An 18,158-nucleotide genomic window follows, 5' to 3' on the forward strand; every position below is an offset into this window, starting at 1 on the left:
AGCCAGTCCTATTTTTTATTTTCAGTCGAAGTCGGTATCGAAATTACAACAGTTTGCGTTGCAGGTGGAGAATACATACGAAGTTGTGTTACCGCACGTGTTCCAATTTGTGCAGTCGCACCAAAGGTTTGCTGTTCAATCAACAAACGCCCCCACTCTGCATTTAAATCATCACGTTCACGATAAAAAGAACTCAATTCACGATAGTCATGACGATATTGAAATACCTGTAGTACAACCATAATTGCACTTGCCATAACCAATAACAGTAGAACTGCATAAGCAATTCTACGTTTTAGGCGCAAATTTTCGCTTTTTTCTTCAACAACTTCTGTTTTCATTATTCGCCTTTTAAAGCTAACTTTTCTGCAACTCGTAACCATGCACTACGCGAACGAGGATTTGCTTTAACCTCTTCATCACTTGCACGAATACGTGAAATTTTCTTTAATTTACGTGTATCTTTTTGCTTCTGCGGTAAGCCCCACCCTGTATCTTCCGGCAAAGTCGATTCTTGTTGAATAAATTGTTTAATTAAACGATCTTCCAAAGAGTGGAAGCTAATTACAGCTAATCGACCATTTTCTTTTAATACATCAACTGCTTGTGGTAAGAAAACCTCAATATCTTCTAATTCTTTATTAATAGCAATACGTATAGCTTGGAATGTACGGGTTGCAGCATGTTTATTTTTTTCCCATTTTGGGTGAGCAACTTTTACAATTTCAGCAAGTTTTGCTGTTGTGTCGATATAACCTGCATTTTTAATTGCTTTGGCAATACGGCGACTATAGCGTTCTTCACCATATTGATAAATTACATTGGCAAGTGCTTCTTCTTCAATATCTACAAGCCATTGTGCTGCAGTTGGACCTTGTGAATTATCCATACGCATATCAAGAGGACCATCTTTCATAAAACTGAAACCACGTTCCGCCTGATCTAGCTGTGGTGATGACACACCTAAGTCAGCCATAACACCATCAACTTGACCAATATTTCTCTCGTCAAGTTCTTGTTTTAAATCTGCAAAACTGGCATGAATAATTTTAAAACGTGGGTCTTCTTGTTCTAATTCTGCTGCAACAGCTAAAGCTTGAGGATCTTTGTCAAACGCATAAACTCGTGCATTTTCATCTAATTTTGATAGAAGTAAACGAGTATGCCCACCTCGTCCAAAGGTACCATCAATATAAATACCTGTATTGCGTTCAGCGAGCAAAGCATCAATAGTTTCGTGAAGTAATACAGAAATATGCGACATAGTTATTCAAATGAAAAAGCTAAAAATATAACCTCACATTATTACCTTGTTTTAACAAAGCTCCAAACGACTTTTTGTACTTAATTATTACTTTCAATTGAGAAAACCGTTTCAACGCTAATTTAAACAAATAATTTAGACAAAATCATCTATAACGCTCCTACATTCCAATCATTTTCTAAATACGATAGTATTTACTCATCATAAAAATAGTGAATAAAAAATAAGACTATGCTCAAAATTGCAGTCGTCACTCCCTATGATAAAGAGTCACTTGAACAACTTAAAAAGTGCCATGAAAGTGTTTTAACTCAAGGCTCTAACGTAACTCATTTTTTTATATCTGATGGAGTTCCCAATACCATTCTAGACACTTGGAACTGTGTTCATATTAAATTACCTACATCCCTAAATGATTATGGTGATACACCTCGTGGCATTGGGGCTGCAATTGCTTCTGCACAGCTTTACGATGGTATTTGTTTTTTAGATGCGGATAATTGGTACGAGCCTGAGCATATTCCTAATATCCGCCAAGTTTATAATGAACACAAAGCACCTGTAATCTCAACAGCGCGTAATTTGTATTTAAAAGAAAATGGAACATTTTTAGGTTTATGCCCCGAGTGTGACGGCGTTAAATTTGTCGATACAAGCTGTTATTTTTTCCATCGAGATGCTTTTGATGTGTGCCGTCATTGGCTATTCAAAACAGAAGGTATGGGTATGTTAGATGATCGAATTATTTGGGCTGAAGTATTAAAACAAGATCTCAAACGTGCACACATTCATATTCCTACCGTCAATTACCTAACCGATTTTGCTATACATTATGAGTACTTCGGACTTACCCCTCCAGCTTACTCACGTGTTCTAAATTTAGAAACAATGAAAAGTGAATCTTATGAAGAGTTTATAAAAAAATACCAGCTTTAAAGCTGGTATTTTTCTGTTCATAAATTAGCGTTTTGAGTTGTAAATTTGATCAAAAATCGCACCATTTGCAAAGTGAGTTTTTTGAGCATTTGCCCAACCACCAAATACTTCATTAATCGTAAATGTTTTTAATGCAGGAAATTGCGCTTTATATTTAGCTAAAACTTCTGCATTACGTGGGCGGTAGTAATGCTTAGCTGCCATTTCTTGACCAATTGGAGAATACAAATAGTTAATGTAACCCTTTGCTAACCATTGGTTTCCATCTTTCTCAACTGTTTTATTTACAATTGCTACCGATGGCTCAGTTAAAATTGAAATAGATGGATAAATAATATCAAACTTATTTTTACCCAAGGTCTTTTGTGTAATAAGTGCTTCATTTTCCCAAGTTAAAAGTACATCTCCAATACCGCGCTCCGCAAATGTCGTCATAGATGCGCGAGCTGCAGAATCCATTACTTTTACATTATGGTATAACTTTCCTACAAACTCTTTAGCCTGAGCTTCGTTACCACCTGGTTGTTTCAGTGCATATCCCCAAGCAGATAGATAAACCCAACGAGGTAAACCACCTGTTTTAGGGTTTGGCGTAATAATTTCAACACCTGGTTTTGTTAAATCATTCCAATCTTTAATCCCTTTTGGATTACCTTTTCGAACCATAAATACAATTGTAGATGTATATGGTGCAGAATTATACGGAAACTCTTTTTGCCAATTTGCCTTAATTTGTCCAGACTTAACAATTTCATCAATATCATTGGCAAGTGCTAAAGTTACAACATCGGCCTTTAAACCATCCACTACAGCACGTGCTTGCTTACCCGAGCCACCATGAGATTGCTTAAAGTCTACAGTTTGACCTGTTCTAGACTTCCAATATGCACCATATGACTGATTAAATTCAGTATAAAATTCACGTGTTGCATCATACGAAACATTTAAAAATTCACGATCTGCAGCTTGAGTCGTTGCAGTTGAAGCTACACCCATCACAATAAGTGCAGCACTAAATAATGCCTTAAATTGAGTTTTCATAAGACCAAAAAGTATTTATCTATAATGGTACTAACTATATGAAGTAAATCCATAAACCGCAATTCAGATAATTTTTATTTATTCATAACAAAAACTCATAAAAACCACTTAAACAACTGTTTTCAATTAAAATAATTTGAAAAAATAGTCTATATTCCATTTTATATGTTTTTATGCAATCCTTATGCAGAAAAATGAATAATAAAAATTATCCATCTTCTCATGCATACCGTTATACATTAAATGATTTGTATATTAGCTCTTACTTTTCAGTATAAATTTGGTCAAAAATAGCTCCATTCACAAAATGAGTTTTTTGTGCTTTCGCCCATCCTCCGAACACATTTTCAATGGTAAATGTTTGTACTTTCGGAAATTTATTTGCATATTTTGCTGCAACTTGTGCATTACGTGGACGGAAATTATTTTTTGCCGCCAACTCCTGTCCTTTAGGAGAATATAAATAATTCAAATATCCTTGGGCTAAATTTCGATTACCGTCTTTATCTACGTTTTTATCTACAATTGCCACAGAAGGCTCTGCCAAAATCGAAATAGACGGATAAACAATCTGATATTTATCTTTATCTGGACCTTGTGTTGCAAGTAATGCTTCATTTTCCCAAGAAAGTAAAACATCCCCAATACCTCGTTCAGCAAACGTTGTTAATGAACCACGCGCTCCCGAATCCAATACTTTTACATTTCGATAAAGCTTTGTAACTAGCTCTTTTGCCTTTGCATCATTACCACCTGGTTGTTTTAGTGCATAACCCCATGCAGACAAATAAATCCAGCGAGGTGCACCACCTGTTTTCGGGTTGGGTGTGATAATTTCTACGCCTGGTTTAGTTAAATCATTCCAATCTTTAATGCCTTTTGGATTGCCCTTTCGCACTAAGAAAACAATTGTAGATGTATAAGGTGCTGAATTATTTGGAAATTGCTTTTGCCAATCTTTTTTAATTAACCCTGCATTTACAATTTCTTCAATATCGTTAGCTAATGCCAAAGTAACAACATCGGCTTGTAAGCCATCAATCACAGCTCTTGCTTGCTTTCCAGAGCCACCATGTGATTGTTTAAAGTTCACAGTTTGATTGGTTTTTTTCTTCCAATATTCCCCAAACTCTTTATTGTATTCTTGATAAAATTCACGTGTTGGATCATAGGAAACATTCAAGAAATCTTTGGCGGTCGCATTATGTGCAATCAAACTACTTAATACTGTTAAAACACTCGATACTATTATTTTTTTCATTTTTAACTCTTTTTAAATTAAATAACCAATAGCATCATAAAAATATAAAAAGATTTTAACAATCAAATGCTTATAGAATATTATTTATTACTATTTCATTTTCAAGATATCGAATAAACGCATATAAAATTCACTTTTTATGATTTTAAATTCATCACTTCTCATGCAATATGTGAAATCTCCATGTTCTCCACATAGTCATTTGGTAAAACTAGCATCCGTTTTTGTATGATCACTGACTTAAATCAGTAAACTTCAGATGAAATATATCTTTTTTGTAACATTTGTGACACAGATCTACATTTATTATACAAGATATGGTTAAATAAACACCTGAAATACAAAAAAACACGATTTTGTTAACAATTTATTAAAATTGTTCGAACCAAAATAGGGGATATTTGGAAATGATCCGAACTTTATTTAAAGCATTTTGCTTAACTATAGGATTAATTGCATTTTCACAAGCAAGTTTTGCTGCTGCAATAAAATCAACTACTGACTCAAAAACTACAACGTCAATTGTAGCTAAAGTTTCACCTATTGAAAAAGCATTACAACAACAAAAGAATGAACGTAAATTTAGCTCTGAAAATAGTTTAAAAGTGCTTACATCTATTAATGTACCACCTACGCAAAGTTTCTTTGCATCTCAAAATGAGCGTTTTTCTCGCTTTATTCAGTCTATTTTTTCACAAGATAATTCATAATATTTGTAACTTAAGATCCCTAATTATTTTACAAATTAAAGCCTAATTACTTTATGCCGAATTAAACATAAAAGTAGTTAGGCTTTTTCGTTATAATAGTTTCAATTTGCATTCTAAATAATATCTAGTTATGACAGTTCGTACTCGTATTGCTCCTTCTCCTACTGGCTTCCCTCATGTAGGTACTGCTTATATTGCTTTGTTTAACCTATGTTTTGCAAAACAACATGGTGGTGAATTTATTCTTCGTATTGAAGATACCGACCAACTTCGCTCAACGCCTGAATCTGAAAAAATGATTTTAGACTCACTTCGTTGGTTAGGCTTAAACTGGTCTGAAGGACCAGATGTTGGCGGTCCACATGCACCATACCGCCAATCTGAACGTATGGGTATTTATAAACAGTATGCTTTAGAGCTTGTAGACAAAGGGCATGCTTTCTACTGTTTCGCAACAAGCGATGAACTTGATCAAATGCGTGCTGAACAGCAAGCTCGTGGGGAATCTCCTCGTTACGATGGTCGTGGTTTAAATCTTTCAAAAGAAGAAGTCGAGCAGCGTTTAGCGACTGGCGAACCCCATGTTATTCGTATGAAAATCCCAACTGAAGGTATTTGTAAGTTTAACGATATGCTCCGTGGCGAAGTGGAAATTCCATGGGCACAAGTGGACATGCAAATTCTTCTAAAAACAGATGGCTTACCAACATACCATTTAGCAAACGTAGTAGATGACCATTTAATGGAAATCACACACGTAATTCGTGGTGAAGAATGGATTCCTTCTGCACCTAAACACCAATTACTTTATCAATATTTTGGTTGGGATATGCCTGTGCTTTGCCACATGCCACTTCTACGCAACCCAGATAAATCAAAACTATCTAAGCGTAAAAACCCAACATCAATTAATTACTATAAAGATATTGGTGTGCTTCCTGAAGCCTTATTAAACTATTTAGGTCGTATGGGTTGGTCTATGCCTGATGAAAGTGAAAAATTCACTTTGGCAGAAATGATTGAACATTTTGACATTCAACGTGTTTCATTGGGCGGTCCAATTTTTGATGTTGAAAAATTAAATTGGTTAAATGGTCAGTGGATTAAAGGCTTAACTCCTAGTCAATTACTTGACACTTTGTTAGCGTGGAAATCTGATCGTCAAACACTAGAAGATATTGCTGCTGCGATTCAACCGCGTATCAACCTTTTATCTGAAGCTGTGAATTGGGCTGGTTTCTTCTTCAACCAATTCCCAACTTTGTCAAAAGAACAATTTGAAAGCAAGAAGTTGTCTGAAGAGCAAGTTCGCCAAAGCTTACAATTTGCAATTTGGCGTTTAGAAAGCTTATTCACTTGGAATAACGACACTGTAAGTCAAACACTTATGGATTTAGCAAACCAAATGGAAATTAAGCTTCGTGATTTCATGCCTGCATTCTTCATTGCTATTGCAGGTTCAACTTCTTCAACACCAGTAATGCAGTCTATGGTTACTCTTGGTCCAGACTTAACCTTCGCTCGTTTACGTCATGCACTTGAAATTGTAGGTGGACCGAGCAAAAAAGAAGTAAAAATATGGGAAAAACTTAATGAAAGCTTAAAATTGCCGAAAAATGACGCAGTTGATGAAGCATAAGTGATTTTTTAGTTGACGCATGGGTGTTATATCCATAATATAGCGCCCATACAGAGATGCAGTGTTTAACACCAATCCTGTTGCCTCACTTGTCCCTATCGTCTAGAGGCCTAGGACATCGCCCTTTCACGGCGGTAACCGGGGTTCGAATCCCCGTAGGGACGCCATATTCAAGATTACTTTTGAAGTGGTCTTAATAAAAAACCCAAGCATTATGACTTGGGTTTTTTATTGCCTAAAATTTAATGTAATGTCTTTTTTTGCTTTCTACATTATTCTGATTAAAATAAGCTATAAATTAAAATTTGGAGTTGTAATGCAATATCGCTGCCCGAAATGCCAAAGTGCAAAACTATTACCTATTACTCAACCTGGTCAAGCTGTTGCACGTCCTGTTGTACCTAAAAGCTTAATTTTTCTGATTCCAGCCATTTTAATTTTATTACTTTTAGTTTCAATTAGCATTGCAATGTGGGCATTCGGTAATGGTGCAGGTGAAACATTACAACTTGCCACTATTGCTGTGTTCTTTGCATGCGTTATTGCAGGTTTCTTGTTCTATCGTGATTTACCTGATTTTAAAATTTCAATGCAAGCCTTCATGCAATCGCAAAAAAAATGGAAATGCCGTGACTGCAACCATGAATGGGAAAGCTAAAATCATTAACTCACATCAACATTAATGTTGATGTGAGTGTTGTTGTACATCTTCTTCACCATGATGTTGATGCTTATGACTTTCATGTGAATGCGTAATACATTCATCATCTTCTATTTGCAAAGTCATTTCAGTAATACCATGCTCATGTGTCAACATTCCTAAGGCTTCTTTATACAGCACGTTTCGGTCTGCCTTAGGTGCAAATAAATGCACAGTTAAATGCACATTCTTTGAGGTAATTGCCCAAACTTTCAATTGATGAATGCTTTCAACATCTTTTAAGCTCAACAAATCATTTCGCAATTCTTCAATATCAATTTCTTCTGGCACACCTTCTAATAAAATATTGATACTTTGCTTAAGTAAAATCCAAGTTCTAGGGAGCACCCAAAAACCTATAAGCACAGCAACTAACGTATCTACCCACATCCATCCTGTGAAATAAATAACAGCAGCACCAATAATGACTCCCACAGAACCTAAAGCATCACTTAGAACTTCAAGGTAGGCTCCTTTTATATTCAAACTTTCTTTTGAGCTTGAAAACAGAATCTTCATGGAAATCAAGTTAATGATTAAGCCAATTATAGCGACTATCATCATTCCAGTACTTTGAATTTCTGGAGGCTGACTAAAGCGCTGATAAGCTTCATATAAAATATACATTGCCACTACAAACAGCATAGAAGCATTAAAAAGTGCTGCTAAAATTTCAAAACGCTGATAGCCAAATGTTCTTTTACTGTCCGCAGGCAATTTACCAATTTTAATAGCAACTAATGCAATCGCAAGCGCAGCAGCATCGGTAAACATATGTGCCGCATCGGATAACAGTGCCAAACTTTGTGTAATAAAGCCCGCAATTACTTCAACCACTAAAAAGATTGAAGTCAAAATTAAGGCAAATGTCAGTTTTTTAGCATTGCCCTCTGTCACTACCGCATGACTATGGTCATGTCCATGATGTCCACTCATAGCAGACTCCTTATTTTAGGAAGGTGACTCAAAGCCACCTTCTATTTTGTAATTCAGCTTAGCATTATTTGAAATAAAGAATAATTTTCTCTTTCAAAACACCTAAAAAACCAATACTTTTCGTTTCATTCATCCAGCGATAAATCACAGGCAATAACACTAATGTCAAAATAGTGGATGATAAAATTCCGCCAATGACCACTGTTGCTAAAGGTCTTTGAACCTCCGCCCCTGTTCCTGTTGCAATTGCCATAGGGACAAAACCAAGTGATGCGACACAAGCAGTCATCAATACTGGACGTAACCGTAAAATTGCGCCTTGCCATGTCGCTAAATGTATATCTAGACGTTCTCGAAGCTCTTTAATAAAAGTCAGCATGACTAAGCCATTCAAGACCGCAACACCAGATAGTGCAATAAACCCAACACCAGCAGACATTGATAGAGGTATATCTCGCAACCATAGCGCGATCAATCCGCCTGAAAGTGCAAAAGGAACACCACTAAATACAAGTAAACTTTCTTTGAAATTATGAAAAACAGCCATGAGCAATATAAAAATAGTGATCAGCGCAAGAGGCACTACTATTTGCATTCGACTTTTAGCCGAAGCAAGATTTTCAAATTGACCGCCATAATCTAACCAATACCCTACTGGTAATGGTTGCTGTGCCAAAGTCGTTTGCAATTCATTTACAAATGAACCTAAATCTCGACCAGATACATTGGCAGTAATAACAACTCGGCGTTTTCCATTTTCACGGCTCACTTGATTCACACCCAAAATGTTTTCAACTTTCGCCACATCTTGTAGCTGTATAAGCCCACCATTCGGAAGTTGAACTGGCAAGGATGCCAATTGTAAAGCCGTTCTTTGCTTGTCATTTAACCTGATAACAAAATCAAAGCGCCTATCTCCTTGTAATATCTGCCCGACATTCTGCCCACCAACACCAGTTGCGACCAAATCTTGAATTTCTTTTACAGACAATCCATATTGAGCTGCTAACGCTTTATCCACTTCTACATTGAGCAATGGTAGACCATCTGTTTGTTCAACTTTAACGGCTGTTGCACCAGAAATTTTTTGAATCTGTTTCGATATTTTTTCAGCTTCTTGATTCAGTACATCCATATCATCGCCAAAGATTTTCACCCCAACATCACTACGTATTCCCGAAATTAATTCATTGAAACGCAATTCAATTGGCTGTGAAAATTCACTATTGTTACCTGGCAAAGTTTCTAGAAATGCTTCCATTCGACCACGTAAATCTTCAATAGACTCTTTTGAGTTTGGCCATGCATCTTTCGATTTTAATAAAATGACACCATCTGAAATATTAGGTGGCATTACATCTGTTGCCACTTCGGCTGTCCCTGTCCGTGCAAAAATACCTTTAATTTCGGGGAAGTTCTTCAGCAGTAATTTCTCAGTATTTTCCTGCATACGAAGTGATTGTTCTAAGCTTGTGCTGGGTGAACGCATTTGTTGAATTGCAAAATCGCCCTCGCTGAGTGTTGGAGCAAACTCACTTCCCACCTGCGTTGAAATAACACCTGTAATTACTAAAATACACATCGCAAGGGTGATGACCGCATATTTAAATTGATAAGCTAAATTTAAAATATATTCATATTTTTTCTTTAACCACAGCATCCAACGCGACTCTGTTTCTTTCACCTCACCCGTAACAAACATTGCCACAGCTGCAGGCACAAAACTGACAGATAAGATCATTGCACCAACTAAAGCTAATACCACCGTAAACGCCATAGGATGAAATAATTTAGCTTCCACACCCGATAAGGCAAAGATCGGGAAATACACCACCAAAATGATCAGTTGTCCAAAAATCAGCGGTCTTCTTGCTTGTTGAGCTGCAAGAAATACTTCTCGATAACGCTCACTTCGGGTCAGCAATCTACCCTTTAAATGTTGTGCTTCTGCTAAACGTCGTATGCAGTTTTCTACAATGACCACGGCACCATCAACAATAATTCCAAAGTCCAAAGCACCCAAACTCATTAAGTTTGCACTAATATTTTTTTCCGCCATTCCTGTTAATGTGAATAACATTGATAATGGAATGACACAGGCAACAATTAAAGCTGCACGAAAATTACCTAAAAATAAAAATAGAATCACAATCACTAAGATTGCACCTTCTACTAAATTTTTTTGTACGGTTTGAATTGCACGTTCGACCAATGTTGTTCGGTCATAGACTGTGGTGATAGTGACACCTTTGGGCAATGACTTCTGAATTTCTTGAACTTTTGAATCGACAGCCTTAGCAACAGTACGACTGTTCTCTCCCATCATCATCATGGCAATACCAAGTACGGTCTCTTCGCCATTGTAAGTAGCCGCACCTGTTCTTAAATCATGACCTATTGAAACTTGAGCAAGATCAGCCACTCGAATAGGATAGCCCTGCTTGGTACTGACTGTAATATTTTCAATATCTGCAACATTGTTTAATGTCCCAGGTACACGAACGGTAAGTTGCTGTCCATTTTCCTCCAAATAACCTGCACCACGGTTTTCATTGCTTTCTTGCAAAGCCTTTTGCAAATCTGACAGAGGAATTTGCATTTGTTGCAAACGGTATAAATCGGGCTCGACCACATAAGTTTTGTTATAACCCCCTATGCTATTGATCTCAGCTATACCTTTCACTTTTTGTAATTGTGGACGCACAATCCAATCTTGTATTTCCCTTAGATCTTTTGGTTCATAAGCAGTTCCATCTGGCTTTTTTGCATTTTTTTCTGCCTGAATCACCCATTGATAAATTTCTCCCAATCCTGTTGATACGGGTGACATCAACGGAGAAATATCATTTGGTAATTCTGTACGTGCTTCTTGCAAGCGCTGATTAATTTGCTGTCTTGCCCAATAAATATCGGTACCATCTTTAAAGACAATAGTCACTTGAGAAAGACCATAACGTGATATAGAGCGTGTTTGCTCTAAATCTGGAATACCCGCCATTGCTGTTTCAATGGGATATGTAATGCGTTGTTCCACTTCAAGCGCTGTAAAACCATTGGCTTGACTATTTATTTGTACTTGTACATTGGTAATATCAGGCACAGCATCAATCGGTAGCTTTTGGTAACTATAAATACCAACCGCAATCCACGCTGCGACAAAAAGCATAATCCAAATTGCATTCTGTATTGAGAAATGAATGATGCGATCAAAGATGCCTTCTGCTTTTTCAAATTCATCTTCATTCACCCGATTGCTCTGACTTTGCTTAATGTCCATGGCTTGCCTCCCCTTTTTCCATTTCGGATTTCAATAGGAAACTTCCACGTCTCACATAAGATTGTCCTTGTTTAATACCCTCTGTAATTTCAATCCATTGACCATCCGCAGATGTTTGCCCAGTCGTGACAGCTAAAGGTTTAAAGTTAACTTTACTTGCTTGTGAACTTGGTGCAAAAATGACATTTTTACCTTCTATTTGCTGAATTGCTTCTTTTGCAACACGTACTACAGCTTTAGGCTGATTCTGTTGAAGTTCAACATTCACCATTAAGTTTGGACGTAATTCTTCAGCTTGCTCTAAGACTTTTGCTCGCACTTGCAAACGCCCTGTTTGAGCATCAGCAATTGAATTTAAATTCATAATTTGTGCTTTATAGAGCTTATTTGTTTGCAGTGATTTAAATTGAATTGTTTGATTTGGCTGAATTTTAGCAATATCAATATTGGGTACAATGAACTCTAGCCACAGCTGATCCAACTGATCAATTACAAATAACTGACTTGCTAATTGAACATTTTCACCAACCACCAAATCTTTTTCACTAATAACCCCTGCTATAGGTGCTGTTAATACATAACGACCATTTGCCCCCGAACTTGCACCAAATGCCGATAATCTTGCGCGAGAGGCTTGAACTTGAATTTGGGCTTGTCGATAAGCATTAGATGCTCGTTGATAGTCTTGTTTTGCAGATATTCCTTGCGACCACAAATCTTTTTCACGCGCAAAATCTTCTTGAGCAAGTTGTAAGTTTGTCCGATCAATTTGCAACTGCGCTTGTAAATCGACAAGTTCAGGCACCAATAATGTTGCCAGTGCCTGTCCTTTTTTAACTTGCTGACCCAGCTCGACATGTACAGACTGCACTTGACCACTAAAACTTGGTGAAACATGTGCTTGTCGGTCTGTATTTGCCGTAAGCTTTGCAGGATAACTTGCTAGCTGATCAATTATGCCTGTATCCACTTTTGCAATTTGAACCCCTTGTTCCACCATCTGTTGTGAACTAAGTGAAATTACATCTTCCTCCTCATGATCTTCTTCACCTTCGTGTTCTTCAGTCATAGATTCTGCTTGATGATCATCATCTTTCTGATTTGGCTTTTTAAAAATAATAAATGTTAAAACAAACACTGCCGTTATAAATAAAATAACGATGATGACTAGTTGTTGAGAAATTTTTCCGAATTGTTTTTGCATTATGTTCATCTTAATTTCCCATTCCAATTACAGGTAATGCTTGTGTTTCTTGAATTAAATTTTGATTAATTTGTGAAAGAGCATCACTTGTAGTGACAACACTTGGATCTATACCCAAACTTAAACTTTCAATCTCAATGGCTTTTTGCCAAGCGCTCTTCAACAGTTGTGCACTTTGAATACGTACATCATGAAGTTGAGCTGTGGCTTGCTGAACATCCATCACAGTGAATTTTCCAGCTTGAAAACCTGCCAATGTCTTTTTTTGTATCGCCAATGCAAGTGGAATTTGCTGTTGAGAAACCAAATTAAATTGCTCTTTTAAGCCATCTAATTCACCCAACAAGGCATATAGTTCACGCTTATTCTGTGTTTGAGAAAATTGCTTTTGTTTCTCTATTAGATTTTCTTTTGCTTGTGCAATTTGAATACCGTATTGATTACGGTTAAAAATTGCCAAAGGAATAGTGACACCAAGCGTCAGCTGATCATCACTTTCATTTTGCGGAGTTTTTGTTTTTTTAACGCTCAAATTCACATCAGGATTTGGACGTGCTTCAGCTCTTAAGCTTTCCACCTGCGCTTTTGCTTCTAAAATTTGAAAATTTTGAGATTTTTCAATTAAGTTTTCCAATAAATTTGCAGTTACTTTCTCTAAAACTTTTGGTGGCCAAAATGAAGTAATATCGCGCCCAACAGCATTACGACTTTCACCCGCCCCCCATAAATGAGCCAATTGTTTTCTCGCTGTTTGCAAGCGCAAACCTGCTTGTTGAACCAACTTCATATTTTCAATATGCGTTAACTTCACACGATCTACATCAACCTGAGCAATACTTCCCGCACGAAATCTTCTCTCAGCGATATTTAAACTTTCTTCACTAACTTTTAATTGCTCCATCAATAACGAAGCTTCCACCTCTGAAAGCATGACTTGAGACCATGAATACTTCACAATTAATTGAAGCTGCTCATCATAAATTTTTTGTTTTAATCCCAATTGATCACGACTCAAGCGAGCCATTTTTTGTTGTGCCTTTTTTTGCCCAAAAATGTCTAAAGGTTGAGAAACACCAATAGTGAACTCCTTGTCTTGATTATTTGAAAAGCCCGCTTGCTCAATATTCAAACTTGGATTTGTCCACAATTTACTATTGTGAATATTAGCTTCAGCAATTTTTTGCTGTGTTTTCCAAATACCCTGACTGTCCTGATATTCACGTACACGTTGCAGAATTTGTTCAAGCGTCACTGGTGAACTTTCAGTATTTGTAGATGCCTTTACAACCACTGGCAATGCACCCACACCCACTAAAGCAATAGCAAATACACAAGCTCTAGTTTGAATAAAAATACGTTTATGCAATGTTGAAAATTGATTCAACTGTTTTTTAGACATAGTAATGCCCCACTAAGTAAATGAACGAAGTGGTGGGCTAAATTTCGGCTACCCCACCAATAGCGGGGTCAAAATAGGAGGCTGTTTAAGAGTGTTTAAATGAGGAGATTTATACGTGTTTTCCCATTTGGAGTATTGATCTCCAATACTCCAAATAGAAATATCTAAATGAATTTCAGCATCATGTTCACTTAAAAAAACATGCGCTAAAGACGGCAAATGATCACGATGATCATCATGATCAATTTGCTCTAAATATTGAATAAATTTCAGAGTCGACTGTTGCTTTACTTTTTCTACTTGTAGACTTTTTTCATCTAAATGATGCCCAAAATGATTAATTACTTCAGCATTCGGTTCACTTTGATGAAGACAAAAAGCGGCTGCCACGTTCCAAACACTTTGAAACATGAACAAACTTAACAAGACGGTAATCAATAACCCTGAACGTTTCACGCAACCAATCAGTCAATCAAAATTATGCAGGGAATATAACAAGTGAGCTGCACGTAATAAAATTACATTTACTTGATAACGAGCCCCAATTGGTAATTTTATGTAATAAAAAAACCAGCCCGAAGGCTGGTTTTTTATTTCAAAACTGGAAATTAGTTACCAATTTTGCGGTATTTTTGACGCTTAGTCACTAAGTCATCACCATCACGTTTTTGACGGTATGCTTCAAATTCAGCATAGTTACCTGTGAAGAACTCAGGTGTTTCACCTTCAAATGACAAGATGTGCGTTGCAATACGGTCTAGGAACCAACGGTCATGCGAGATCACCATTACAGTACCTGGGAATACAAGAATCGCATCTTCAAGTGCACGTAAAGTTTCAATGTCCAAGTCGTTTGACGGTTCATCGAGTAAAATTACATTTGCACCCATTTGTAGGATTTTCGCAAGTTGTAAACGGTTACGCTCACCACCTGACAATTGACCTACACGTTTTTGCTGATCTTGACCTTTAAAGTTAAAGCGACCGATATATGCACGAGATGCAATTTCGTAATCACCAATTTTTAAGATGTCTAAACCGCCAGAAACTTCTTCCCAAACCGTTTTGTTGTCATCTAAGGTGTCACGAATCTGACCTACGTAAGCCACTTTAACTGACTCACCAAGAACTACAGAGCCTGTATCTGGTTGTTGCTCGCCAGTCATCATACGGAATAGTGTCGTTTTACCCGCACCGTTCTCACCCACGATACCCACGATTGCACATGGTGGTACTGTGAATGTTAAATCTTTATAAAGCGTACGATCACCAAACGATTTGCTGATGCCTTCAATTTCTACAACCTTGTTACCTAAACGTGGACCAGGTGGAATGTAGATTTCTGAAGTTTCGTTACGTTGTTGGAACTCACGAGAGTTAAGTTCTTCAAAACGCTCCATACGCGCTTTGTTTTTCTTTTGCTGACCTTTCGCATTTGAACGAACCCATTCAAGTTCTTTTTTCAATGCTTTAGCAAAAGACTCTTCTTGCTTGTTCTCTTGTTCTAAGCGAGCATTTTTCTGCTCTAACCAAGAAGAGTAGTTACCTTGGTATGGAATACCCATGCCACGGTCAAGCTCAAGAATCCACTCTGCTACGTTATCTAAGAAATAACGGTCATGCGTAATCGCAACGATTGTGCCAGCAAAGTCTTTCAAGAAACGCTCTAACCAAGCAACAGATGAAGCATCTAAATGGTTTGTCGGTTCATCAAGAAGCAACATGTCTGGTTTAGACAATAACAAACGGCAAAGCGCAACACGACGGCGTTCACCACCTGAAAGCAACTTAACATCTGCATCCCAAGCTGGAAGGTTCAATGCTGCAGCAGCCTGATCCATTTGGTTTGAAAGATTATGTGCATCCCAAGCATGAATAATTGCTTCTAGCTTCTCTTGCTCTTTTGCAAGCGCATCGAAGTCAGCATCTTCAGCTGCATATTCAGCAAAAACTTCGTCTAGACGAGCTAAAGCATCAAGCGGTTCGCGTAAACCATCTTCAACGTTACCACGAACGTCTTTCGTTTCATCCAAAGGTGGTTCTTGCTCTAGATAACCGATTTTAATACCTGGTTGTGCACGAGCTTCACCAGAGAAATCTTTATCTACGCCAGCCATAATACGAAGCAAGGTAGATTTACCTGCACCGTTTAAACCAAGAACACCAATTTTAGCGCCTGGGAAAAATGATAAAGAGATGTCTTTTAAGATTTCGCGTTTAGGCGGAACCATTTTCGACACACGGTTCATCGTGTAAATATATTGGGCCACGTAGGACTCCTCAATAGAAAAACCAAACTGGAGATATCAACAGCCTATCCCCCTACTCAAATGAGCAGAAAAAATAATCGACCATTATACGATGAAAGTCCCGAAAAAATAAGGCATCTAGATTAACTTCATCACTTTGTTGTAAAAAACTTTTCGATTACAAATTAATCATCGTTTTAAAGACTCTGTTTAATACATTTTCTCTAAAAAATATTTCAACGCCATGAAGGTGAAATATAAAATTCGAATGAATAGATGCTTGTATAAATTCAATATTTTTAAAAACTGTAATTCTGGTATAAATAATAAGAAATTTTCACCTTCAAGATATTGGTTTTACCGAAACTTCATGCTAAGAATAATAAATAAACAATTAATATAAAAAGATTAAAGGGAATGTAAATTTAAAAGTTTGCATAATGGAATGAATATAAAAACAAGCATTTTTGATATTCATTCCATTATGCATTGCTTTAAACTGCCATTATTAATGAGTAACTGAAACCTTGAAGTCATCAACATTTCAGCTAATTTTTATTAGGGATATAGAGTCGTGAAAACTAGATTAGAAAAAACCTTTAAACAAAAAGTAAATGGAAAAACTGTACTTATTACAGGTGCATCCAGTGGTATTGGTTTAACTGTTGCTCATAAACTTGCAGATGCTGGTGCACGCGTACTTCTTGTTGCTCGTACTGAAGAAACACTCAATGAAGTAAAGCGTGATATCGAGGCAAAAGGTGGTCAAGCCTTAGTTTTCCCATGTGACTTAAATAATTTAGACTCTATTGATGAAGTTTCGAACCAAATTTTAAGTTCTGTCGATCATATTGATATTCTTATTAATAATGCAGGACGTTCTATTCGTCGTGCCGTTCATGAATCGGTAGACCGTTTCCACGACTTCGAACGCACCATGCAATTAAATTATTTTGGTGCTATTCGTTTAGTTATGAATATTTTACCGCAAATGATGATCCGCCGAGATGGTCATATTATTAACATTAGCTCGATTGGTGTTCTAGCGAATGCCACACGCTTCTCTGCTTATGTTGCTTCAAAAGCTGCATTAGATGCTTTTAGTCGCTGTTTATCTGCTGAAGTTCATTCGCACAATATTGCCATTACTTCTGTGTATATGCCTCTTGTACGCACCCCCATGATTGCCCCCACTAAAATCTATAAATATGTTCCAACGCTATCTCCTGAAGAAGCAGCAAATTTAATTGCAACAGCAATCGTAAAGCGCCCTAAAAAAGTTGCAACTCACTTAGGTCGTTTAGCCTCTATCACTTACTCCATTGCACCAGATATTAATAATAAATTAATGTCTATTGGTTATAACTTATTTCCAAGCTCAAGTGCATCTGTCGGACAACCACAAAAATTGAATTGGGTTCAAAAGGCCTATGCACGCTTATTCCCAGGTGAACATTGGTAGAATCTGTAAACCCTCAATTGAATGATTAAATTGAGGGTTTTTTGCTTTTTTTATAAAAATTAATAATACTTTAAGAATAA

The 18,158-nt window shown here is 36.9% G+C and carries 15 protein-coding genes and 1 tRNA gene; 6 read left to right on the plus strand and 10 right to left on the minus strand.

Going from position 1 to position 18,158, the window contains the following annotated elements; all coding sequences use genetic code 11:
* Positions 1–8 precede the first annotated feature (8 nt).
* Complete coding sequence (gene ftsL / locus AC5YC8_RS03110) at positions 9–341, minus strand: cell division protein FtsL (protein WP_496117308.1); 333 nt, start codon at positions 339–341, stop codon at positions 9–11.
* Positions 341–1,264: a 16S rRNA (cytosine(1402)-N(4))-methyltransferase RsmH gene (gene rsmH / locus AC5YC8_RS03115; protein WP_496117306.1), complete on the minus strand. Its 924-nt coding sequence runs from the start codon at positions 1,262–1,264 to the stop codon at positions 341–343. Before rsmH ends, ftsL begins: the two co-directional genes overlap by 1 nt.
* 231 nt (positions 1,265–1,495) lie before the next feature.
* Between rsmH and AC5YC8_RS03120 the strand changes: the two genes are divergently transcribed.
* Positions 1,496–2,200: a hypothetical protein gene (locus tag AC5YC8_RS03120; RefSeq protein WP_496163506.1), complete on the plus strand. Its 705-nt coding sequence runs from the start codon at positions 1,496–1,498 to the stop codon at positions 2,198–2,200.
* A 24-nt stretch (positions 2,201–2,224) separates the two neighbouring features.
* On the opposite strand, the gene AC5YC8_RS03125 is transcribed toward AC5YC8_RS03120, so the two are convergent.
* Both AC5YC8_RS03125 and AC5YC8_RS03130 read right to left on the minus strand, forming a co-directional pair.
* On the minus strand, positions 2,225–3,241 hold the full coding sequence (locus AC5YC8_RS03125) for a sulfate ABC transporter substrate-binding protein (RefSeq protein ID WP_496117303.1): 1,017 nt from the start codon (positions 3,239–3,241) through the stop codon (positions 2,225–2,227).
* A 262-nt stretch (positions 3,242–3,503) separates the two neighbouring features.
* Positions 3,504–4,502, minus strand: a complete 999-nt coding sequence (locus tag AC5YC8_RS03130; protein ID WP_496117301.1) for a sulfate ABC transporter substrate-binding protein — start codon at positions 4,500–4,502, stop codon at positions 3,504–3,506.
* Between the two features lie 407 nt (positions 4,503–4,909).
* Here AC5YC8_RS03130 and AC5YC8_RS03135 point away from each other — a divergent pair, with 407 nt between their 5' ends.
* From AC5YC8_RS03135 to AC5YC8_RS03150, 4 genes are all read left to right on the plus strand, one after another.
* A complete protein-coding gene (locus AC5YC8_RS03135; RefSeq protein ID WP_496117300.1) occupies positions 4,910–5,212 on the plus strand; it encodes a hypothetical protein in 303 nt (100 codons plus the stop codon).
* Positions 5,213–5,342: 130 nt separating this feature from the next.
* Positions 5,343–6,851, plus strand: coding sequence for a glutamate--tRNA ligase (gene gltX / locus AC5YC8_RS03140; RefSeq protein WP_496163507.1), 1,509 nt, complete (start codon positions 5,343–5,345; stop codon positions 6,849–6,851).
* A 91-nt stretch (positions 6,852–6,942) separates the two neighbouring features.
* Positions 6,943–7,018, plus strand: a tRNA-Glu gene (locus AC5YC8_RS03145).
* Positions 7,019–7,167: 149 nt separating this feature from the next.
* Positions 7,168–7,509, plus strand: a complete 342-nt coding sequence (locus tag AC5YC8_RS03150; protein WP_496163508.1) for a hypothetical protein — start codon at positions 7,168–7,170, stop codon at positions 7,507–7,509.
* A gap of 21 nt (positions 7,510–7,530) precedes the next feature.
* Here the strand turns inward: AC5YC8_RS03150 and AC5YC8_RS03155 are convergent, their stop codons facing one another.
* The 6 genes from AC5YC8_RS03155 to ettA form a co-directional block, all read right to left on the minus strand.
* Positions 7,531–8,487: a cation diffusion facilitator family transporter gene (locus AC5YC8_RS03155; protein ID WP_496163509.1), complete on the minus strand. Its 957-nt coding sequence runs from the start codon at positions 8,485–8,487 to the stop codon at positions 7,531–7,533.
* A 64-nt stretch (positions 8,488–8,551) separates the two neighbouring features.
* The gene (locus tag AC5YC8_RS03160) at positions 8,552–11,764 is read right to left on the minus strand and encodes an efflux RND transporter permease subunit (RefSeq protein ID WP_496163510.1); all 3,213 of its coding nucleotides are present in this window, start codon (positions 11,762–11,764) and stop codon (positions 8,552–8,554) included.
* Positions 11,754–12,977, minus strand: a complete 1,224-nt coding sequence (locus AC5YC8_RS03165) for an efflux RND transporter periplasmic adaptor subunit (protein WP_496163511.1) — start codon at positions 12,975–12,977, stop codon at positions 11,754–11,756. The genes AC5YC8_RS03160 and AC5YC8_RS03165 overlap by 11 nt, the downstream gene beginning before the upstream one ends.
* 1 nt (position 12,978) lies before the next feature.
* Positions 12,979–14,367: a TolC family protein gene (locus AC5YC8_RS03170; protein ID WP_496163512.1), complete on the minus strand. Its 1,389-nt coding sequence runs from the start codon at positions 14,365–14,367 to the stop codon at positions 12,979–12,981.
* 48 nt (positions 14,368–14,415) lie between these two features.
* Entirely contained in the window at positions 14,416–14,823 is a 408-nt protein-coding gene (locus tag AC5YC8_RS03175; RefSeq protein ID WP_496163513.1) for a cation efflux protein, CzcI-like, read from the minus strand.
* A 152-nt stretch (positions 14,824–14,975) separates the two neighbouring features.
* Complete coding sequence (ettA, locus tag AC5YC8_RS03180; protein ID WP_496117285.1) at positions 14,976–16,637, minus strand: energy-dependent translational throttle protein EttA; 1,662 nt, start codon at positions 16,635–16,637, stop codon at positions 14,976–14,978.
* Positions 16,638–17,190: 553 nt separating this feature from the next.
* On the opposite strand from ettA, the gene AC5YC8_RS03185 reads away from it, so the two are divergent.
* Complete coding sequence (locus AC5YC8_RS03185) at positions 17,191–18,078, plus strand: SDR family NAD(P)-dependent oxidoreductase (protein ID WP_496163514.1); 888 nt, start codon at positions 17,191–17,193, stop codon at positions 18,076–18,078.
* Positions 18,079–18,158: the final 80 nt, after the last annotated feature.

The sequence above is a fragment of the Acinetobacter sp. FY731 genome (genome assembly GCF_059515905.1).